Origin of the sequence: Geothrix edaphica (assembly GCF_030268045.1) — a bacterium.
GTDB lineage: Bacteria > Acidobacteriota > Holophagae > Holophagales > Holophagaceae > Geothrix > Geothrix edaphica.
This window is the reverse complement of sequence record NZ_BSDC01000001.1, coordinates 865,216-885,097: the sequence shown is the minus strand read 5'-3', so window position 1 is coordinate 885,097 and position 19,882 is coordinate 865,216. Positions and strand designations below refer to the sequence as shown.

20 protein-coding genes and 1 pseudogene are annotated in these 19,882 nt (G+C 68.9%); 15 read left to right on the top strand and 6 right to left on the bottom strand.

Annotation, left to right across the window (positions count from 1 at the left end):
* Positions 1 to 32: 32 nt before the first annotated feature.
* Entirely contained in the window at positions 33 to 908 is an 876-nt protein-coding gene (locus tag QSJ30_RS03935) for a YicC family protein (RefSeq protein ID WP_285606607.1), read from the top strand.
* A 3-nt stretch (positions 909 to 911) separates the two neighbouring features.
* Here the strand turns inward: QSJ30_RS03935 and QSJ30_RS03930 are convergent, their stop codons facing one another.
* Both QSJ30_RS03930 and QSJ30_RS03925 read right to left on the bottom strand, forming a co-directional pair.
* Positions 912 to 1,778: a periplasmic substrate-binding domain-containing protein gene (locus QSJ30_RS03930; RefSeq protein ID WP_285606605.1), complete on the bottom strand. Its 867-nt coding sequence runs from the start codon at positions 1,776 to 1,778 to the stop codon at positions 912 to 914.
* 2 nt (positions 1,779 to 1,780) lie between these two features.
* Positions 1,781 to 2,809 carry a GntG family PLP-dependent aldolase gene (locus tag QSJ30_RS03925; RefSeq protein WP_285606603.1) on the bottom strand — a complete coding sequence of 343 codons (1,029 nt, stop codon included), beginning with the start codon at positions 2,807 to 2,809 and terminating at the stop codon, positions 1,781 to 1,783.
* Positions 2,810 to 2,875: 66 nt separating this feature from the next.
* Between QSJ30_RS03925 and QSJ30_RS03920 the strand changes: the two genes are divergently transcribed.
* From QSJ30_RS03920 to QSJ30_RS03880, 9 genes and pseudogenes are all read left to right on the top strand, one after another.
* Positions 2,876 to 3,199, top strand: coding sequence for a transcriptional regulator (locus QSJ30_RS03920; protein ID WP_285606602.1), 324 nt, complete (start codon positions 2,876 to 2,878; stop codon positions 3,197 to 3,199).
* Complete coding sequence (locus QSJ30_RS03915; protein WP_285606600.1) at positions 3,196 to 3,939, top strand: hypothetical protein; 744 nt, start codon at positions 3,196 to 3,198, stop codon at positions 3,937 to 3,939. Before QSJ30_RS03920 ends, QSJ30_RS03915 begins: the two co-directional genes overlap by 4 nt.
* A gap of 37 nt (positions 3,940 to 3,976) precedes the next feature.
* Entirely contained in the window at positions 3,977 to 4,858 is an 882-nt protein-coding gene (locus tag QSJ30_RS03910) for an undecaprenyl-diphosphate phosphatase (protein WP_285606597.1), read from the top strand.
* A 195-nt stretch (positions 4,859 to 5,053) separates the two neighbouring features.
* Positions 5,054 to 5,725 (top strand): annotated as a pseudogene (locus QSJ30_RS03905) (ABC transporter ATP-binding protein); the annotation flags it as partial.
* Positions 5,725 to 6,915, top strand: a complete 1,191-nt coding sequence (locus tag QSJ30_RS03900) for an ABC transporter permease (protein ID WP_285606594.1) — start codon at positions 5,725 to 5,727, stop codon at positions 6,913 to 6,915. The pseudogene QSJ30_RS03905 and the gene QSJ30_RS03900, both read left to right, overlap by 1 nt.
* Before the next feature lie 85 nt (positions 6,916 to 7,000).
* On the top strand, positions 7,001 to 7,531 hold the full coding sequence (locus tag QSJ30_RS03895; protein ID WP_285606593.1) for a TPR end-of-group domain-containing protein: 531 nt from the start codon (positions 7,001 to 7,003) through the stop codon (positions 7,529 to 7,531).
* A gap of 18 nt (positions 7,532 to 7,549) precedes the next feature.
* The gene (locus QSJ30_RS03890; protein WP_285606591.1) at positions 7,550 to 8,539 is read left to right on the top strand and encodes a gluconeogenesis factor YvcK family protein; all 990 of its coding nucleotides are present in this window, start codon (positions 7,550 to 7,552) and stop codon (positions 8,537 to 8,539) included.
* Between the two features lie 134 nt (positions 8,540 to 8,673).
* Positions 8,674 to 9,798 (top strand): DUF4388 domain-containing protein, encoded by a 1,125-nt coding sequence (locus QSJ30_RS03885; protein ID WP_285606584.1) that lies wholly within the window; start codon positions 8,674 to 8,676, stop codon positions 9,796 to 9,798.
* A gap of 23 nt (positions 9,799 to 9,821) precedes the next feature.
* Entirely contained in the window at positions 9,822 to 10,529 is a 708-nt protein-coding gene (locus tag QSJ30_RS03880) for a hypothetical protein (RefSeq protein ID WP_285606582.1), read from the top strand.
* A gap of 14 nt (positions 10,530 to 10,543) precedes the next feature.
* Here QSJ30_RS03880 and truA read toward each other — a convergent pair whose 3' ends face one another.
* Entirely contained in the window at positions 10,544 to 11,335 is a 792-nt protein-coding gene (gene truA / locus QSJ30_RS03875; protein WP_285606579.1) for a tRNA pseudouridine(38-40) synthase TruA, read from the bottom strand.
* Between the two features lie 313 nt (positions 11,336 to 11,648).
* Between truA and QSJ30_RS03870 the strand changes: the two genes are divergently transcribed.
* The 5 genes from QSJ30_RS03870 (at position 11,649) to QSJ30_RS03850 (ending at position 16,811) form a co-directional block, all read left to right on the top strand.
* Positions 11,649 to 11,996: an HU family DNA-binding protein gene (locus tag QSJ30_RS03870; protein ID WP_476620517.1), complete on the top strand. Its 348-nt coding sequence runs from the start codon at positions 11,649 to 11,651 to the stop codon at positions 11,994 to 11,996.
* Between the two features lie 240 nt (positions 11,997 to 12,236).
* Complete coding sequence (locus QSJ30_RS03865; RefSeq protein ID WP_285606575.1) at positions 12,237 to 13,085, top strand: bifunctional hydroxymethylpyrimidine kinase/phosphomethylpyrimidine kinase; 849 nt, start codon at positions 12,237 to 12,239, stop codon at positions 13,083 to 13,085.
* Positions 13,082 to 14,269 (top strand): hypothetical protein, encoded by a 1,188-nt coding sequence (locus QSJ30_RS03860; RefSeq protein WP_285606573.1) that lies wholly within the window; start codon positions 13,082 to 13,084, stop codon positions 14,267 to 14,269. The genes QSJ30_RS03865 and QSJ30_RS03860 overlap by 4 nt, the downstream gene beginning before the upstream one ends.
* A 43-nt stretch (positions 14,270 to 14,312) precedes the next feature.
* On the top strand, positions 14,313 to 15,302 hold the full coding sequence (locus QSJ30_RS03855) for a cation diffusion facilitator family transporter (protein ID WP_285606571.1): 990 nt from the start codon (positions 14,313 to 14,315) through the stop codon (positions 15,300 to 15,302).
* Between the two features lie 36 nt (positions 15,303 to 15,338).
* Positions 15,339 to 16,811, top strand: coding sequence for a helicase HerA-like domain-containing protein (locus QSJ30_RS03850; RefSeq protein ID WP_285606569.1), 1,473 nt, complete (start codon positions 15,339 to 15,341; stop codon positions 16,809 to 16,811).
* Here the strand turns inward: QSJ30_RS03850 and dusB are convergent.
* From dusB to rho, 3 genes are all read right to left on the bottom strand, one after another.
* A complete protein-coding gene (gene dusB / locus QSJ30_RS03845; RefSeq protein ID WP_285606567.1) occupies positions 16,808 to 17,788 on the bottom strand; it encodes a tRNA dihydrouridine synthase DusB in 981 nt (326 codons plus the stop codon). The two genes, QSJ30_RS03850 and dusB, sit on opposite strands and share 4 nt — an antisense overlap.
* Positions 17,789 to 17,939: 151 nt before the next feature.
* Complete coding sequence (locus QSJ30_RS03840) at positions 17,940 to 18,551, bottom strand: class I SAM-dependent methyltransferase (RefSeq protein ID WP_285606565.1); 612 nt, start codon at positions 18,549 to 18,551, stop codon at positions 17,940 to 17,942.
* Positions 18,552 to 18,553: 2 nt separating this feature from the next.
* Positions 18,554 to 19,816: a transcription termination factor Rho gene (rho, locus tag QSJ30_RS03835; RefSeq protein WP_285608041.1), complete on the bottom strand. Its 1,263-nt coding sequence runs from the start codon at positions 19,814 to 19,816 to the stop codon at positions 18,554 to 18,556.
* Positions 19,817 to 19,882: the final 66 nt, after the last annotated feature.

Below are 19,882 nucleotides of genomic sequence, written 5' to 3'. Positions count from 1 at the left end.
CTACCCTGGAGGATCAACCTCCGGGGTTCCTGATGAGATCCATGACCGCCTTCGCCGAGGTCGTCCGGCCCCTGGCCGCCGGGCAGCTGCGGCTGTCCCTCCGCAGCGTCAACAGCAAGGCCCTGGACCTCAGCCTGCGCCTGCCCCCCGCCCTGTTCCCCCTGGAGGCCGGGCTCCGGGCCCAGGTGCGCGAAGCGGCCCAGCGCGGCAAGCTGGACCTCACCGTGGAGGTCCAGGACGAGCCTTCCCTGGAACCCCGCATGAACCGCGCCCTGCTCCGGACCGTGGCCAAAGGCTGGCAGGAGGACGCGGAATGGCTGAATCTTCCGCCCCTCACTGCCGAGGCCTTCTTCCGCCTGCCCGGCGCCTTCCAGTCCCCCGCCTCGGACCTGGGTGAGCGCATGGAGGCGCCCGTGCGCGAAGCCCTGGCGGCCCTGCTCGAAACCTGGAATGAAGGCCGGGCCCGCGAGGCCGAGCGGCTGCGCCCCTTCTTCGTGGATGGGCTGGCGCGGCTCTGCTCCCTGTGCGAACGCCTCCAGGCCGAGGCGGATCTCCAGGCCGCCGAGCTCCCCGGCCTCTACCGCCAGCGCATCGAACAGCTCCTGGAGGACGCCCGCCTCGCCGGCCAGCTCCCCGCCGAGCGCCTGCTGGCGGAAGCGGGCGTGCTGGCCGAGCGCCAGGATGTGCGCGAAGAGCTGACCCGCCTCGCCGCCCACCTCGACGACTTCGCCGAACGCCTCGCCACCGGTCGCCTCGAAGGCAAGGCCATCGATGTGTGGTGCCAGGAGGTCCTGCGCGAGCTGAACACCACCGGCAGCAAGTGCAAGCGCATCGCCATGACCCGCGCGGTCATGGAAGCCAAGGGCGCGCTGGATCAGATCCGCGAGCAGTCGGCCAATCTGGAGTGACGGCTAGAAGCCCAGCGGGTCGTACGGCAACTCTGTGGAACTCTTCCATACGCCGAAGAGCCGGGTGCGGGTCCAATCCGAAGGATCCGGCCGCAAGCGCCGCATGCGCCGGGAGAGGAACCACACGGAGCCGTTCTTCAGGCGGTACTCGTCATAGGGTGCGATGCGGACCTTCGCCATGTCCTCGGGGGCGATCTGGCCGGGGAACACGGCCCAGGCCCAGCGGCCGGAAGCCAGCCCTGCGGACCAGGCGCGGCTTTCCAGCAGGGCCGGATCCACGGCGACTCTCACCCCCGCCAGGCCCGGCCGGCCGGGGGTGAACCGCTCGAAGCGGGTGAGGGTCATGCCCTGGCGCACGAAAGGTCCGCTGCCGGGCACCCGCCATCCGGTGAGCCGGGCGGGCAGGTCTCCCTGCCGGGACTGGAAGCGCAGCTCGAGGCTGGCCCCGTCGATCACGCGGACGGTTCCGCCCAGACGGCTCGCCTCGGGCGCGACGGCCTTGGCGACCCGGGCCGCATCCAGCAGGGTCCCGTCCTGCATCCGCCAGCCTGGACGCACTGCAAGGCGCCACCGCCGGCCGTGCCGGGAACCATCCAGACTGGACAGCAGCTGTCCCATCCACCCGCCCTCGGGCGCCTTCTCCAGCAGCGCGAGATCGGACTGGGCGACGAGGAAGGCCTCGGCCCCCGGCCCCGGAGGCAGCAACGCCTCGACCACCGCCTCGTCCTCGCCGAACTCGGGCTGGCCGGGCACGAACAGCTGGTCGCCCGAAGCCAGGGGCACCGGCACCAGGGTGTCCTGGTACCACCAGTAACCGCCCGCCGCCAGGGCGAGCACCACCACAACCGCAAGGATGAGACGGGCTTTCATGGTCAGGCAGCCCGCAGCAGGTGGGCGAGGGGCTCGATGCGGCGCAGGGCCTCCTCGATGTCGGCCATCTCCAGATCGCGGTGCGGGATGAAGCGGACCGCTGATCCCACCGGCAGGGCCCGGACGCCGACGGCCTCCAGGGCCGCGAGGGCCGCGCCGGCATCGGGCACGGGCACCAGCAGGATGTTGGTCTCCGGAGTGGGAGCGGCAATGCCGAAGCCCCGCAGTCCCTCGGCGAGCCGCCGGGTCTTGGCGTGGTCCTCGGCCACCCGCGGCAGGTAGTCCAGGGCCACCAGGCCCGCTGCGGCCACGACGCCGCCCTGGCGGACCCCGCCGCCCAGCATCTTCCGCAGGCGGCGAGCCTCGGCCATGGCGGGTTTCGTACCCGCCAGCAGCGATCCCATCGGCGCACCCAGCCCCTTGCTGAGGCAAACCTGCACGGTATCCACGCCTTCGGTGAGCGCGGAGGGCGCAAGCCCCAGCGCGGTCGCGGCGTGCCAGATCCGCGCGCCATCCAGGTGCACCGCCAGCTTCGCGGCCTTGGCGGCAGCCACCAGGGCGCGATGCTCGGCCTGAGGCGTCACGGCCCCCCCCGCGAAGTTGTGGGTGTTCTCCAGGCAGAGCAGGGTCGTGCGCAGCGAGTAGTAGGGACCGGGCGACCCCGCGGCCCTGGTCACCTGCCCCGGGGTGGGCCGGCCGGGGCCGCCCTCCCAGGCCAGGGCCTCGGGCATGCCGCCCGCCAGCCAGGCGCCCGTGCCCAGCTCCGCGCCCAGCACGTGGGCCTGGGCCGGGGCGAGGAAGCGGTCACCCCGCTTCAGGTGGAGCATCAGGCCGATGAGGTTGCCCATGCAGCCGGAGGGCACCCACAGCGCCGCCTCAAGCCCCAGCAGGTCGGCCACCCGGCCCTCCAGCCGGACCATGGTGGGATCGTGCTCCAGCACGTCGTCCCCGACTTCCGCGGCCGCCATGGCGGCGCGCATCTCCTTCGAGGGCTGGGTCACGGTGTCGGAGCGGAGGTCGATGGATCGCATGGGGAGATTCAAACATGGGCGGACATTTTTGATTGACGAAACAGGTTTGCAACGCAAACTTGTTTCATGAACAAAAGCGGAACCAGTCCCAAGGCCATTCTCGCCCTCGATCGGATGGTCCACGAGCCGGCCCGGCTGGCCATCCTCACCGTGCTGGCCGCGGCGGAGGAAGTGGCCTTCCTCTTCCTCCAGCGGGTCACCGGCCTGAGCAAGGGCAACCTCTCGAGCCACACGCAAAAGCTGGAAGCGGCCGGGTATCTGGAAACGGTCAAGACCTTCCAGGGCCGCATCCCCGTCACCAGCTTCCGCATCACGGAGGACGGACGCGCCGCCCTCCGCACCTATCACCAGCAGCTCCGGGCCCTGCTCCCGAAGGAAGGAAAGTCATGACCACGACCGATCTCGACGGGCCGGACCTTGCAGCCCTGGCCGCCCTGACCCGCGACTATGCCACCTTCCAGTCCCGCAAGAGCGGCCTGGCCACGGCCCTGGGAGGGCTGCTGGCCGTCGTCCTGGTCATCGCCGCGCTGAGCCCGAATTTCATGGGGGCCCAGGTCTTGGATCACCTCTTCATTGAGTACCTCGTCTGGGTACCCTTCCTCTGGCTGGTACTCAAAGGCGTGTTTGGCCGTGCGCTTTACCGGGGCCTCGGCACTGTGAAAGCCTCGCCCGACGGCGCCTACGAACGCCAGCGCTGGTTCTGGATCCTGGGCCTTGCACTGTTCCTCATCACGGTGCTGTTGGCGGCCCTCTATGCCTTCACGTCTGGATTCCTGCAAGCGAACCAGCCCCGGGCCGCCCTCTTCCCTCCTCCCATGTGGATCCTGCTGATGCCGTTCCTGTACCTCCTACCCATGCCCTGGGTCATTCGCGGCATCGAGGAGGCGCGGGCCTATGCCGTCCTGGTCGGCCAGTGCATCCTCTGGCTCATCCCCCTCTTCCTTTTCAGCTTCGGCCCCCCGGCACCTCCCCTGAAGACTGGGTGGGGACTTTTCGGCGATGTCACCGGCATCGGCCTGCTCGTCCTCATTTACCTGGTGCTGATCTGGGGTGCCCTGGCCATGGTTCGGGGCTGGAAGGAACACCGCGAGTACCTGGCCCTCCTGCGGGCACTTCCCCGGGAAGCCTGAAGGCTCTGGCACACTGTCTCTTTGTGCCGGAGAACGAATGAATCCGCTCCACGCCATCCTCCTGGGTCTGATCCAGGGCCTGACGGAATTCCTGCCGGTGTCCTCCACCGCGCACCTCACCCTGGCCGAGCACCTGATGTTCGGCGGGCGGCCCATGCCCCTGGCCTTCGACGTGCTGCTGCACGGGGGCACCCTGATCGCGCTGACGATCTATTTCCGCCGGGAGCTGTTCCAGGTGGCCATGGGCTGCCTGGGCCGGGACTCGGAGGGCCGGAAGCTGGCCCTCTGGCTGTTCCTCGCCATGATCCCGACGGGCCTCTTCGGGCTGGCCACCAAGGGCGTGAAGGAGGCCGCGAAGGACCACCTCTGGGTCTACGGCATTGGGCTGGTCTGCACCTCCGGCCTGCTCTACCTCGCCAACCGCCTCAGCTGTCAGCGGAACAACCTGCGCCATGAGGATCAGGCGGGACGGGGCCTCGGCGACCTTCGGGCCTCGGACGCACTGGCCGTGGGCGCCATCCAGGGCATCGGCGGCGGCTTCGGGCTGTCCCGCTCCGGGTCCACCATCGCCATGGGCGTGTTCCAGGGCCTGAGGCTCCCAGCCTCGACCCGGTTCAGCTTCCTCCTGGGCGTGCCGACCATTGCCGCCGCCGCCGTGGTGGAGCTGCGCGGTCTGGTGAAGCCCCTGCTCAGGCATCAGCCCCTGCCGGCGGACCTGACCTTCCCCGCCGGCTCCGCCTCCCCGGCCCTGCTCTGCGGGGTGGGCGTCCTGGCCGCGGCCATCTCGGGCTATCTCGCCATCGGGCTCCTCGACCGCTTCACCCGGAAGCCGAGGCTCAACGGTTTCGCCGTGTACTGCCTGGGCCTGGGTGTGGTGATGCTGGTCCTCGGCACCACCGGGGCCCTGGGCCACCATTGAGGTCCGGGGGGCCACCGTTCGCCGGCCCGCCAGCCCCGTTCACCGGTCCCCGTAGCTGGATCGCAGGCTCTGCCCCTACACTGGGACCTCCCATCCGGAGGTTCGGTGATCCAGCTCAGTGAGGTCCACAAATCCTTCACCGTGAAGGACCGGAAAACCCGCCTCACCAAGCGCATCGACGCCGTGCGCGGGATCTCCCTCGAGGTGCGGCCTGGGGAGATCTACGGCCTGCTGGGGCCCAACGGCGCCGGCAAGTCCACCACCCTGCGCATGATCGCGGGGCTCATGGAGCCGGACACCGGCTCCATCCATGTCTGCGGCCACGAGACCCGCCAGAAGCCCGAGGCGGTCCGGGGCTGCCTGGGCTACCTGAGCACGGACATGGGCGTATACGCCCGCTTCACGCCGCGGGAGCTGCTGCGGATCTTCGGGGAGTTCCAGGACGTGGACCCCAAGGTCGCGGAGCGCCGGGGCCTGCACCTGCTGGAGAAGCTCCAGCTGGCCGATTTCGCGGACGTGAAGATGGAGGGTTTCTCCTCGGGCCAGAAGCAGAAGGTGAGCATCGCCCGGGCGCTGCTGCACGATCCCAAGGTGGTGATCTTCGACGAGCCGACCACCGGCCTGGATGTGCTGACCGCCAAGACCGTGCTGGATCTGCTCCGCATCATGCGCGAGGAGGGCCGCACCGTGATCGTGTCCACCCACGTCATGCCCATGGTCGAGGACATCTGCGACCGCGTGGGCATCATCTTCGATGGCAAGCTGCACGGTGACGCGCCGCCCCGGGACCTCCTGCAATCCAGGCACGCCAAGAGCCTTGATGAAGTCTTCTTCCAGCTGGCGGCTGAGTCCGAAGGAGGCAACTGATGCGCGGCGCCCTGCTCATCGCCAAGAAGGAGTTCCTGGAGCTCTCCAAGGACCGCAAGACCCTCTTCTTCGCCTTCGTGCTGCCCTTCCTGCTCTACCCGGCCATCTTCGGGATGATGGCCAAGATGGCGAAGCGGGATGAAGCGCAGAACCGCAACAAGGCCAGCCGCGTCTTCCTCGCCGATCCCTCCGGCGCCATCACCGGGATGCTGCAGGCTGATCCGAAGCGCTTCGAGCTGGCCCCGAGGCCCGAGGGCGATTTGCGGCAGGCGGTGCGGGACCAGAAGCTGGACCTGGCCCTGGATGTGGATGCCGGCGCGGCCGAAGCGCTCCGGAAACACGCGACCTTCACCATCGCCGCCACCGTCGACGAGAGCGAGCGCACCTCCGAGTTGGCCCTCAAGCGCCTGAAGGAGGCCCTCGCGGGCCAGGAGAAGACCTGGATCCAGGCGCGCCTGGAGATCCTCGGCGCTTCGCCCCAGCTGGCGGAACCCCTGAAGCTGGAAGTGAAGAATGCCGCGGACCCGATCCTGGAGATGGGCAAGGTCATGGGGCGGATCCTCCCCTACCTGCTGATGATCATGATGTACACCGGCTCCATGCAGCACGGCATCTACGCCACGGCCGGGGAGAAGGAGCGCCACACGCTCCTGAGCCTCATGGCCACGCGCCTGCCCAGGAATCAGATCATCCTCGGCAAGCTGCTCTACATCTTCAGCATGGGCGTGATCGCCGCCCTCCTGAACCTTCTGAGCATGGGCCTCTCCATCCCCTTCATGAGCGGCGGCTCCACGAATTCCATGCAGGCCATGGCGGCCCTGGCCAACCCCATGACCCTGGGCCTCACCTTTATGATCATGGTGCCCCTGGGCCTCTTCTTCTCGAACTTCATCCTGCTCATGGGCATCCAGGCCCGGAACACCATCGAGGCCGGCAGCGCCATCACGCCCGGCATCTTCCTGGTGGTCTTCCTCGGCATCTTCACCATGTCCCCGGGCGTGGACAAGATGGCCTTCCTCTCCTACGTGCCCGTGGTGAATGTCTGCCTGGCCCTGCGCAAGCTGTTCAGCCAGCAGTTCAACCAGCTGGAATACCTCGTGGCCTTCGCCATGACCGTGGGGTTGGCGGCCATCATGACCTGGGTCTCCACGCGGATCCTGAACCGCGAGAAGGCCCTGTTCAAAGCCTGAGGACCGATTCCGGGGGCCGGCGGGGGCATTTGCCCGGGGAAAGCTGTCATCCTATAGTTTCTCCAAGGCTTCCAGAGGATCCCGCATGGCGACGAAGGCCAAGTCCGAACACGCTCCCAAGTCCGCCCCCGCTCAGGCCGGCCACCCTTCGCTGCTCGGGGACGCCTACGCGAAAGCCGTGAAGCTCGTGGAAGGGGGCAAGCACGCCGAAGCCGTGAAGGCCCTGGACACGCTGATGGCGGAGGCCCAGGCCACCGGCGACTGGGCCGTCAAGCGCCGGGCCCAGGTCTACCGCACCCTTGCCGAAGCGAAGCTGCATCCCCCCAAGGCCGTCGCCCCCGATGTCATCACCGAGATCCAGGCCTGCCTCAACCGGCGCGATACGGATGGGGCCCTCAAGCAGCTCGAGAAGGCCATCAAGGCGCACCCCGCCCAGGGCAACCTCCACTACCTCCGCGCCGTGGCCTTCGCCCAGGCGGAGAACACCGAGGCCTCCGCGGAGAGCCTGAAGAAGGCCGTGGAACTGGACGCAGATCTGGTCTTCCAGTGGCACATGGAGCCGGACTTCAACTCCGTCCGGAAGTCGCCCCTCTTCGCCTTCACCGAAGGCCGCTAGGCTCCGCCGGCCCGCCCCGTGTCAGGCCCCCTGGGTCTCCATGCCGACCAGCCCCTGAAGGTGGTGGCCCTGGGCGGCGGCACGGGCCTTGCCGCGCTGCTGCGGGCCCTGAAACGCGAGGCCGGCCGCAGCCGTGATCCCTGGAAGCTCACGGGCATCGTCACCGTGTCCGACAACGGCGGCTCCTCTGGGCGGCTGCGCGACGAGCTGGGTGGCATCCCGCCGGGGGATCTCCGCAACTGCCTCTCGGCCCTGACCCTGGAGGATTCCGCCCTCTCCGACCTCCTGAACTACCGGTTCAAGGGTGACGGCAGTCTGGCCGGGCACTCTCTCGGGAACCTCATGCTCTGGGCCCTGGCGGACCTCACGGGCGACTGGGTGCGGGCCATCCGGCAGCTCTCGGGCGTGCTGGTGACGGTGGGTCGGCTGTTCCCCTCCACCGTGGTGCCCATCACCCTCTGCGCCGAGGACATGGCAGGGCGCCGCTACGAGGGGGAGACAGCCGTGGGCTCCTGCCGCCCGCCCCTGGCCCGCCTCTGGATGGAGCCCGCCGAGGCCGAGCCCCTGCCCGAGGCCGTCCTCGCCCTGCTGCGCGCGGACCTGGTCATCCTCAGCCCCGGCAGCCTCTATACATCCACCATCGCCAACCTCCTGCTGTCGGAGCTGCAGGAGGCTGTGGCCATCTCCCGGGCACCGGTGGTGTACGTGGCGAACCTCATGACCGAGCCCGGCGAATCCTCCGGACTGGACCTGGAGAACCACGTGGCCGCCATCGCCTCCTTCGGGCGCGTGGGCATTTCCGCCGTGATCGCCAACTCGGCCCCGCTCCAGCCCGAGATGCTCGCCCGCTACCGGGAGGAGGGCGGCGAGCCGATCGCCGCCCCTTCCGCCGAAGTCCTGGGCATTCCCGTGCACCGCTTCCCCCTGCTGGACCCCGAGGCCCCCATGGCGCGGCACCACCCGGACCTCCTGAACCAGGCCATCCGCGAGACCCTCACCCGGCTCTGACGAGCTGGCGTCGACCTCCTCGCTGGACCCACCCCAGCCGAGGCACGGGCTGGGTCCGGAGGCTTGTAGAATCCTGATCAGCCTGGGTTTCCAACCAGGATCCAGGTAGCCTTGTCAGGACAGGAGGCACGGTCTTGGCCCTGAGCGGTGATCTGGCGACGATGGGCCTGGAGGATCTCTTCCAGTGGCTCGCCGTGGGCAAGAAATCCGGTGTCCTCGAACTCCGCGGCCCCCTGCACACCAAGCGCGTGGCCTTCCACGAGGGCCGCATCACCAGCGTCTGGTCCTCGGATCCTCGCGAGTACCTGGGCCAGTACCTCCTCGCCTTCCGCCGCATCACCGAGGATCAGCTGAGGGAGGCCCTGGCCACCCAGGAGGACGAACAGCAGCTGCTGGGGCGCATCCTCATCAACCGCCAGCTGATCACGGAAGCCGAGATCCGGCGCATCGTCCAGCTGAAGGTCGAGGAGAGCATCTACGACACGTTCCTGTGGAGCGTGGGCAGCTTCGAGTTCCACGATGGCGTCGCCTCCCACCAGAAGTCCATGCTGCTCAGCCTCGACGTCACCGGCATCGTGCTGGAGGGCGCCCGCCGGATGGACGACTGGAAGCGCATCCGGAGGGTCATCCGGGGCGGCGATGCCGTGCTGGCGCCCGTTCCCGAGGCCATCGCCGAGCGCCTGCCCCTGGCCACCGAAGATGCCGACCTCCTGGCCCGCCTGGACGGGCATATCCGCGTGGACCAGCTGGTGCTGGATATCCGCATGCCCGAGTTCAAGATCAACAAGCTGCTCTTCGACCTCCACGAGAAGGGCCTGGTGCGCCTCGTGCATGCCGGAGGCAACCTGGGTGAGAATCCGAGCCTCCAGCTCCAGCGCGCCCGGGCCCTGGTGGAGAAGCAGAAGCTGCAGGAGGCCCAGGAGGAGCTGCGGCGCATCCTGAAGGACCAGCCCCGCCATGTGGACGCTGGCCGGATGATGGCCGTGGTCCAGGATCTCCTCGATGACCGGAAGCTGGATCAGGAATTGGTCCCCGTGCTGGCCGTGAGCCTGGATGAGCTGATGACCACCGACCTCGGTCCGAACGAGGCCTTCCTGGCCAGCCGCGTGAACGGCCTGTGGTCCATCCGCGACATCCTCACCATCGCCCCATTCGAGCAGGATGAGTGCCTCGCCATCTTCTCCCGGCTCATCAAGCGTGGGATTCTCAAGACGTCGAAACTCACCAGGGAAGGGGATCAGCCGGGCACCATGCGCTGACCTCTCCCGGACTTGGAGGCGCCATGCGTATCGTCATCGCCCTGCTGCTGATCGCCCTGCCCCTCGCCGCGGCGAAGAAGCCCACGCCCGCCCAGCTCCAGGCCCAGGTCAAGCGGCTCACGGAAGAGCGCGACGACCTCAAGCAGCGGCTGGCGGCCACCGAGGATATCCAGCAGGAGCTGGCCGCGGCGCAGAAAGCCCGTGACCTGGCCCGCACCGAGGCCGAAGCCGCCCGTAAAGAGGCGGACCAGGTCCGCGCCACGCTCCAGGAGAATGGCCGCGGCGGCGACGCCATCCTGCAGGATCTCCAGGCCGCCCGACAGGAGGCCGAGGAGGCCAAGGCCGCGGCCGCGAAGGCCAAGACCGAGAACGAGGAGCTCCGCGGCAAGCTGAGCGCCGTCCCCGCCGAGGGGGACCTGGTGGTGCTCAGCCAGGAGGTCCAGCCCGCCCGGCCCATCAACCTGAACCGGGTGGTTCCGCGCCTGAAATCCTCGGGCCTGTTCGCCGGCCGACCCAAGGGCGTGGTCGTGGTGAACGTCCTGATCAACGAGAAGGGCGAGGTCGTCGCGTCGCGCCTGATCCAGGGCCTGCCGGGCGATGGGCCAGAGGTGAACGAGGCGGGGGAAGCCTGCGTGGAAGCCGCGAAGAAGCTCGTGTTCGACCCGGCCGCCTCGAAGGACGGCAAGACCCGCTTCAAGGTCTGGCAGGGCGTGGGGTTCTATCTGGACTGAAGACCGAGGCCTGTCTACTCGCGCTCGCCCCAGGGGCTGGGGTCGCCCATCCCCCAGCGGGCTTCGTACCAGACCTTCTCCATGCACAACCCCCATGGCGGAGCGGTGAGCCCCGCCCTCGTGCGGTCCTTGGCGGCCAGCACGGCAGGAAGGGAATCCGGCCTCCGCCGCCCCTTCCCCACCTCCACCAGCGTGCCCGTCATGATGCGGACCTGGTGCATGAGGAAGCTGCTTCCTTCGAAGATGAGCTCCGCGCCGGCCTCGCCGGGAACGATGCGGATGCCGTGCAGCGTTCGGACCGGCGTCTTCGCGGCGCACTCGACGCAGCGGAAACTGGAGAAATCGTGGGTGCCGAGCAGGGGGGGCACCGCATCCGCCATGGCCGCCAGATCCAGCGGCACGGCCTGGTGGACGTGCCACCGGAAGGGCGCCAGCAGCGGATCCTCCGCCGGTCCGAGGCCCAGCCGGTAGATGTAGCGTTTGGCCACCGCATGCTGGCGCGGAAAGAAGCCTTCCGGAGCGGGCTGCGCCTGCATCACCCGGATGTCCTTCGGCAGGTGCGCGTTCAGCGCCGCCAGGAGGCGGTAGGGGTCCCAGGCCCGCGCGGTGTGGATCAGCACACCCTGCGCCCGGGCATGCACGCCCGCATCTGTGCGGCCGGTGCCCTGGGGCATGGGCGCCTCGGGATCGAAGGCCCGCAGGGCCTGCCACAGGTCCCCCTGGCCGCTCCGCAGGCTGGTCTGGATCTGCCAGCCGTGGAAGGCCCCGCCCGCGTAGGCCACGGTGAGGAAGTAGGGATGTGTCATAGGACCCATCATAGGCCCCGAATCGCCCCTCTGCGGGCCTTCCAGGAGGGGTCTCTCCCCCAATGGCCCGTTCTACGGCGATCTGCGACATACATGGAACTTAGGCCGTAGTATTTTCGGCCTTCCGTGTGTTCCATGCCGGCCCAGAGGCCCCAGGGCGGCGGATCTGCATTTTTTTTCGAAAGAAAAGCCTTGACCATGCTGCATCTGCGGCGTAGCTTCTTGGCAGTTTAGGAAATACAGTATTCATGGGCCTTTCCGGGCCAATGATGTTCGAAAACCTAACAGCCACGGTCGTCTCCATGTGGAGCCGATTTCGTTTTCCTCAACCCGGGGACACAGATCCCCAAATTCGGAGGTTTCCATGAACAAGGCTGAACTGGTCAGCGCCGTCGCCGACAAGGCCGGTATCACCAAGGCCCAGGCCGCTGCGGCCCTGGATCAGGTCCTCGGTGGCATCGCCTCCGCCCTGCGCTCCGGCGACAAGGTCACCCTCGTGGGCTTCGGCACCTTCTCCGTCGCCAACCGCGGCGCCCGCACCGGCCGCAACCCCCGCGACAACAAGCCCATCAAGATCGCTGCCAAGAAGGTCGCCAAGTTCAAGCCCGGCAAGAAGCTCGCTGACGAAGTCAACGGCAAGGGCGGCAAGAAGCGCAAGTAGGACCAGGCTGACCGGCCCAGGCCGGACACCAGGATCGCAGGGCCCACTTCGGTGGGCCCTGTTTCATGTCAAAGCACTTTTTTTAAATATTAAAGGCCGATGACTCTTGGGAGCCCGCGAGGGGCCCGGCCCCTCGTTTTCCCCAAGGCGGAGCGCTGTAAACCCCGTCATTCTTTGTGATCCGGGGAAACCTCGGGGGCAGCGCCGGGTGCCCATCCTGTGTCATCCTGGGGCTTCGCCATGGATGCCACCCGCCCCAGTGCCCCGCCGGTCGCCCTGTGCCTGGGCGGGATGGATCCGTCCGCAGGGGCGGGCCTCCTGCGGGATGCCCTGGCGCTGGCGGAGCTGGGCTGCCAGCCCATGGCGGTGAGCCTGGCGGAGACCCTCCAGAACGGCCTGGCCTGCACCCGGATCGAAGCTCCGGGGCTGGACCCGGTCCAGCGCCTCGAAACCCTCGCCCCCCATCTGGCGGGTCGCTGGGGCGTGAAGCTCAGCCTCTGCGCCCTTGAGCCCCGCGACTTCCGGCGGCTCTGCGTCACCCTGCGCCATCTTGCGCCGCCCCTGCGGATCTGGGATCCCATCCTGGCCCCCAGCGCGGGCGTGGGCCTGCACGACGGCGGCGATCTCCGCCGCATGGCCGCGGACCTGCTGCCCATGGGCGGGTGGGTGGTGAGCCCCAACCGTGGCGAAGCCGCCGCCTTCGCCGGCCTGCCACCGGAAGCCATCCGCGGAGCGGCACCCGAGGTTCTGGCAGCCCCCTGGCTGGTGGCGGGAGCCTCGGCCGTATGGCTCAAGGGCGGTCACGCCCCGGGCGACCTGGTGCAGGACCTGTGGATCACGCAGGAGGGCATCATGCCGCTGGAAGCCGCCCCGCGCCTGCCCGGCCAGCGCCGGGGCACGGGCTGTCTCCTGTCCGCCACCTGGTTGGGCCTGCGCCTGTGGGGGCTGGATGATCGCGCGGCCGCCGTAGAATCTGCCCGGCGCCTGCGGGAACGCTGGAACCAGGCCTTCTCGCCCGGCGGCGCGGGCCGGCCCATGTTCGCGCCCCTGCAGGGGAGACCGGAATCCGTTGCCAGGGGGGCCCGGTGACGGAGAACGAAGGCCGGGGCTTCATGCTGCGCGCGGCGACCGACGGCCCCTGGGCGGGCTGGGCGGGCTCGCGGTTCCTGGAAGAAGGGCTGGCCTCGGTGCATGCGGCGCCGGGCCGTGCCCTGGCCCGGCTCATGAACCTGGCGGCCCTGCTCCCCGGCGGCTTCGGCCTGATTTGGGACCACCCCCCGGCCTGGATGGAGGCCCTCCCCGCGGAATCCCGACAGGGCTGGTGGGAGGCCATCTCGGCCATTCCCGGCCTGACCCTGCACCTGGGGCCGGATGCGGCGGCCCAGCTGCCCGGAGGCGCCTTCCGGGCCTGGCTCCATGCCCCGGAGATGCCCGAGGGCCCGCTCGGCGAGGCCTGGCGCCAGGGCGTCGTGGGCTGGGTTCTACGGACCGGAATCGCCTGGCACCTGCCTGACCTGGGCACCCCCGCGCCCGGCGATGAAGTGCCTCCCGGCTGGCTCTGGGGCGAGGTGACCCTGCCCATCGGGGCCCTCTCCACCCTGGCTTCGGGCGAGGCCCTGGCCGCCGCCATGTCGGAAGCCCAGGGCGCGGCGGAGCGGGGCCTGGCCCAGCGCATGTCGGCGAACGCCTGGGTGGACCTCCCCTTCCTGCGCCGGGCCGCTGGCTGGCGTCTGGCCCTGGTGGGCGGCATCGAGTTCCAGCGGGCCGGGGGAGCCTGGCCCGCGGCTTTCGGGCAGCTGCGGGCCCTGAAGGCCCTGCTCCAGGAGCGGCTGAGGACGCCCATCCATCTGGGCGCCTGCGGCGATCCGCGGCTCGCGGCCCTGCTCGGACGCCAGGCCCTGCGGGAGGGCCTGCCCTGGCGGGCGAGCCTGCCGCTCCCCCCTGCCCCCGGGGCCTTCACGCCCGGCCTCGCCGCGGATCCGCGGGATCCCGCACCGCTGGAGGCCCGCGCCCTCCAGCCTGCGGCCTGGCCCGACACCCTGGATCATCCCCCGGCCATCCTCCTCCGGGTGCCCGCGGTGCCTCCCGAAGCCGGCGCCCAGGCCATGCTCGCCCAGATCCAGCCCGCCCCGGCCCTCCGCTGGCTGCCGCCGGACCTGCCACCACCACCGCCCTTCGACCCTGAGCGCCCCTGGTTCCCGCCCGCGGCCTTCCCCTTCCCGGCGGACCCAGGCAACGGCGTGCAGCGGGGGTTGTTCGATGGGTTCGAGTGAGCCTGCAAGCTCGGCCGCTGGTACCGTGAAAGCCGGAGCAGCCATGTCCGCCGAACACCTCGAACAGCGATCCCGGGTCCGCGTCGCCCTCGTCTCCATCACGGCAGGCGTCGTCGTCCTCGGGCTGAAGTACCTGTCCTACGTTCTCTCGGGCTCCGTGGCCCTGAAATCCGACGCCATCGAGAGCGTGGTGAACGTGGTGGCGGCTGTGTTCGCCCTGGGCGCCGTGGTCTTCGCCGGGAAGCCCGCAGACAAGGAACATCCCTATGGCCACGGCAAGATCGAGCACTTCAGCGCGGCCTTCGAAGGCGGCCTGATCTCCCTGGCCGCGGCCTTCATCCTCTTCGAGGCCACCGAAGGGCTCATCCATGGTGTCGTATTGAAGGATCTGGGCCGCGGCCTGGCCGTCAACCTGCTGGCCGGCGCTATCAACGGCCTGCTGGGCTGGTTCCTTCTCACCCAGGGCCGCAAGACCCGCTCGAGGGCCCTGGAGGCCGACGGGCACCACATCCTTTCCGACTTCTGGACCACCGTGGGCATCGTCACCGGCCTGCTCGCCGTGAAGTTCACGGGCATCAAGTGGCTCGATCCGGTCATGGCCATGATCGTGGGCCTCCTGCTGGCCCGCACGGGCTTCCGCCTGGTGAAGGAGTCTTCCCAGGCCCTGCTCGATATGGAGGATCCGGAGGTGCTGGCCAAGGTGCTCGCGGCCATGAACCGCGTTCGGACCTGGGACATCATCGCCGTCCACGAGATGCGCACCTTCCGCTCGGGCCGCTACACCCACGTGGACGTGCACATGGTGGTGCCCGAGTACTACCCCGTGCGCCAGGCCCATGACCTCTGCGAAAGCTTCGGCAAGCGCACGCTGGAAGAGGCCGACATCGAGGGCGAAGTCCACACCCACGTGGATCCCTGCGGCCGCCTCTACTGCGAGCGCTGCCCCGCCGAGACCTGCGCCATCCGGCGCTCTCCCCAGACCGAGGCAGTGGCCTTCGCCCTGGAAGAGGCCACGGCCGCAGGCCCTGCCTGAGCTTCACCACACTCGTACCACTGTCATGAGGCCCCCATGCCCGAGCCCCTGCTGATCGCCAAAGGCACCTCAGAACTCGTCCTGCTGCCCCGCATGGCCAATCGCCACGGGCTGGTGGCGGGCGCGACGGGCACTGGCAAGACGGTGACGCTGCGCACCATGGCCGAGCGGTTCTCCTCCATCGGCGTGCCGGTCTTCCTGGCGGACGTGAAGGGCGATCTGCCAGGCGTCTGCAAGCCCGGCGGCGACAACCCGAAAGTCACCGAGCGCGTCGGGCAGCTGAAGCTCGAGGGCTTCGAGTACAAGGGCTATCCGGTGGCCTTCTGGGACCTCTACGGCCAGCAGGGCCACCCGGTCCGCACCACGATCAGCGACATGGGGCCCCTGCTCTTCTCGCGGCTGCTGAACCTGAACGACACCCAGGGCGGCGTGCTGAATCTGGTGTTCAAGATCGCCGACGACAACGGCCTGCTGCTGCTGGACCTCAAGGACCTGCGCAGCATGCTCCAGTTCGTGGGCGACCATGCCGCCGAGTTCAAGACCCAGTACGGCAATGTCTCCGCCGCCAGCATCGGCGCCATCCAGCGCGGCCTGCTGGAGCTGGAGAGCCAGGGCGCCGAGGCCTTCTTCGGCGAGCCGGCCCTCGACCTCGACGACCTCCTGCAGACCGATGCCAAGGGTCGCGGCGTCATCAACATCCTGGCGGCGGACAAGCTCATCAACGCCCCCAAGCTCTACGCCACCTTCCTGCTCTGGCTGCTGTCGGAGCTCTTCGAGCGCCTGCCCGAGGTGGGCGATCCCGAGAAGCCCAAGCTGGCCTTCTTCTTCGACGAGGCGCACCTGCTCTTCAACGATGCGCCCGACGCCCTGCTGGACAAGATCGAGCAGGTGGTGCGCCTGGTGCGCTCCAAGGGCGTGGGCGTCTACTTCGTGAGCCAGAACCCGCTGGACATCCCCGAGAAGGTGCTGGGCCAGCTGGGCAACCGGGTGCAGCACGCGCTGCGCGCCTTCACGCCCCGCGACCAGAAGGCCGTGAAGGCCGCCGCCGAGACCTTCCGCGCCAACCCGGAGCTCGACGTGGCCACGGCCATCACCGAGCTGGCCGTGGGCGAGGCCCTGGTCTCCCTGCTGGATGAGAAGGGCCGCCCCACCGTGGTGGAGCGCGCCTTCGTCTGCCCGCCCGAAAGCCAGCTGGCGCCCATCACGCCCGAGGAGCGGCAGCAGGTCATCAAGAGCTCCCTGCTGGCCGGCCACTACGAGCAGGCTGTGGACCGGGAGAGCGCCTTTGAGAAGCTGAAGGCCCGCGCCGAGGTGGCCATGCAGCAGGAGGCCGCCGAGGCCCAGGCCAAGGCGGAGGCCAAGGCCGCGAAGGAACCCACCCGCCGCTCCGACAGCATGGTCGAGGCCTTCGGCAAGAGCGTCATCCGCGCCGCCGGCAGCTCCATCGGCCGCCAGATCATCCGTGGCGTCATGGGGTCCATCTTCGGCGGCGGAGGGCGCAGGCGCTAGGCCGCCTGATGCCTCAGGGCGTCGATGGCGGCCATGAGGGCCTGGGGGTCGCTGGCGGCGTGGAGGTTCTGGCGGAAGCCGTGGCCGCCGGGCACGCCCTTGGTGAACCAGGCGCCGATCTTCTTGATCTTGTGCAGGGCCTCGCGGGGCTCCAGCAGATCCAGCAGGATCTGGAAGAGCCGCAGGGTGGCGTCGATGCGCATCTCCGTGGTCACCACGAACTCCGGCTCCAGGATCTGGCGGAAGAGGAAGGGGTTGTAGAGCGCCCCGCGGCCGATCATCACGGCGGCGCAGCCCGTCTCCTCCACCATCCGGTAGGCATCCTCCCGGGCGTTCACGTCTCCGTTGCCGATGATGGGATAGGACGTGCCGGCCTCCACGGCGCGGGCGATGATGCCCCAGTCCGCGTGGCCCTCGTACTGCTGGGCCCGGGTGCGGGGATGGATCGCCAGGGCCTGCACGCCCACGGCCTCGAACATGCGCAGGAAGTCCAGGAACTCGCCCCGCTCCTTTTGTGACGCGTCCCAGCCCGCCCGCATCTTCACCGTCACAGGCACCTTCACCGCCTTCACCATGGCCGTGACGCAGCGCTCCGCCAGGCGGATGTCCTTCAGCAGCGCCGAGCCCGCGCCGCCCTTCGTGACATTGCTGGCCGGGCAGCCCATGTTCAGGTCCACCAGGTCGGCGCCCGCCGCTTCGCACAGGGCCGCGCCCTCCGCCAGCGCTTCGGGGCGCCCCCCGGAGATCTGCATGGACAGGGGCCGCTCGCCAGTGGCCGCCATCATCCGCTCCGCCTTCACCGCATGCCGGATCAGGGCCTCACTGCTGATCATCTCCGACACCGTGAGCCCCACCCCGCCGATCTCCCGGATGAACTTCCGGAAGGGCTGGTCGGTGATCTCGTGGAGCGGCGCCATCACGAGGCGGTTGGGCACCTCGATGTCGCGGATGTGGAAGGGGCTGTGGGGGAAGGTCACGGTTGGGCTTTCAAACGACCTTTCAGTTTAGCCGGGGCTCTGAATTCGGCCTGCGGCCAAATTCAGAGCTGGGAGGCTGGCGCCTCCCGCATAACCGATTGCTCTGTTGAAACGCGAAGCGTTTCCAACTCTGGATTCGGCGCAGCCGGATTCAGAGCCGCCGGAACCGCGTGTATTGGAAGGCCTGGGTGGCACCGGAAGGCGTGGGGTGCAGCTCCCTCACGGATTCCAGCAACTCGAACTCAGCCCCCAGCTGTTCCGCGATGCCCTGCGCATCGTACCTGCAGACCGGCAGGCCGCTGCACTTCTCGGGGCCGTCGGGTGCGAATCCGGCGAGCACCACGAAGCCGCCAGGTCTCAGAGCCCGCTGCAAGGCCTGCACGTAGGCCGTGCGCTGGGCCGGCTCCGTGAGGAAGTGGAAGACCGCCCGGTCGTGCCACAGATCGTAGGCGGCCTCGGGCAATTCCGTCCCCGTGATGTCACCCAGGATGAAGCGTACCTCCGCAGCCCTCGCCCCCAGCCGGTCCTTCACCCGGACGAAGGCCGCTTCCGCGATCTCCAGCAAGGTGGGCCGATAGCCCGCTTTTAGCAGCTCATCCACCAGCACCGAGGCTCCGGCGCCCACATCCAGCACCGAAGCCCCCGGTGGCAACCCGCAGGCCCGGATCAGCCGCGCGGATTCCGTTGAGGTGGGCTGGTACCAGCTCACGGCATTGCCCTTCGTGGCGTGGATCTTCTCCCAATGCTGCGCCATGCCGGTCATGGCTAGCGCCGCGGGGGCGGCTCCTGGAGATTGGCCAGGAACTCATCGTTGGTCTTGGCCTTCCCGAGCCGATCCACCAACAGCTCCATGCTCTCGCTGGGGCCGCTGGCGCTGAGGATCTTGCGGAGCACCCAGATCTTGGCGAGCTTGGCGGCGTCGATGAGCAGGTCCTCCTTGCGGGTGCCGGACTTCTGGATGTCCATGGCCGGGAAGATGCGCTTGTCGCTGAGCTTGCGGTCCAGCACGATCTCGCTGTTGCCGGTGCCCTTGAACTCCTCGAAGATCACGTCGTCCATGCGGCTGCCGGTCTCGATGAGGGCCGTGGCGATGATCGTCAGGCTGCCGCCCGTCTCGATGTTGCGTGCCGCGCCGAAGAACCGCTTCGGCCGCTGCAGCGCGTTGGAGTCCACGCCGCCGGAGAGCACCTTGCCGCTGGGGGGCACCACGGTGTTGTAGGCCCGGCCCAGGCGGGTGATGGAGTCCAGCAGGATCACCACGTCCTTCTTGTGCTCCACGAGGCGCTTGGCCTTCTCGATGACCATCTCGGCCACCTGGACGTGGCGGGTGGCGGGCTCGTCGAAGGTGCTGGAGACCACCTCGCCCTTCACGCTGCGCTCCATGTCGGTGACTTCCTCGGGCCGCTCGTCGATGAGCAGCACGATGAGGAACACTTCCGGGTGGTTGGCGGTGATGGAGTTGGCGATGTTCTGCAGCAGCACGGTCTTGCCCGTGCGCGGCGGGGCCACGATGAGGGCGCGCTGGCCCTTGCCCAGGGGCGTCATCAGGTCCATGACGCGGGTGCTCAGCTCCTGGGCGTCCCGCTCCATGCGCAGATGGTGCTTGGGGTAGAGCGGCACCAGGTCATCGAAGTGGATGCGCTCCTTGGCCAGCGTCGGCGGATCGAAGTTCACGGCGTCCACCCGCAGCATGGCGAAGAACTTCTCGCCCTCCTTGGGGGCGCGGATCATGCCGGAGAGCGTGTCGCCGGTGCGCAGGTTGAACTTGCGGATCTGGCTGGGCGAGATGTAGATGTCCTCGGGCCCGGCGAGGTAGTTCTGGTCGGGGCTGCGCAGGAAGCCGAAGCCCTCCGGCAGCACCTCCAGCACGCCCTCGGCGAAGAACTGGCCCTCGCGCTCGGCCTGGGCCTGGAGCACCCGGAACACCAGCTCCTGCTTGCGCATGGACAGCGGGCTCTCGATCTGCAGATCCTTCGCCAGTTCGGCCAGCTTGCCGATGGAGAGCTCTTTGAGCTCTTGCAAGCTCAAGATGGCGGGAGACTGAGAAGGGGTGGCCATAGGTCACCTCGGGGCAGGGCGAGTCGGAAGTGGCTC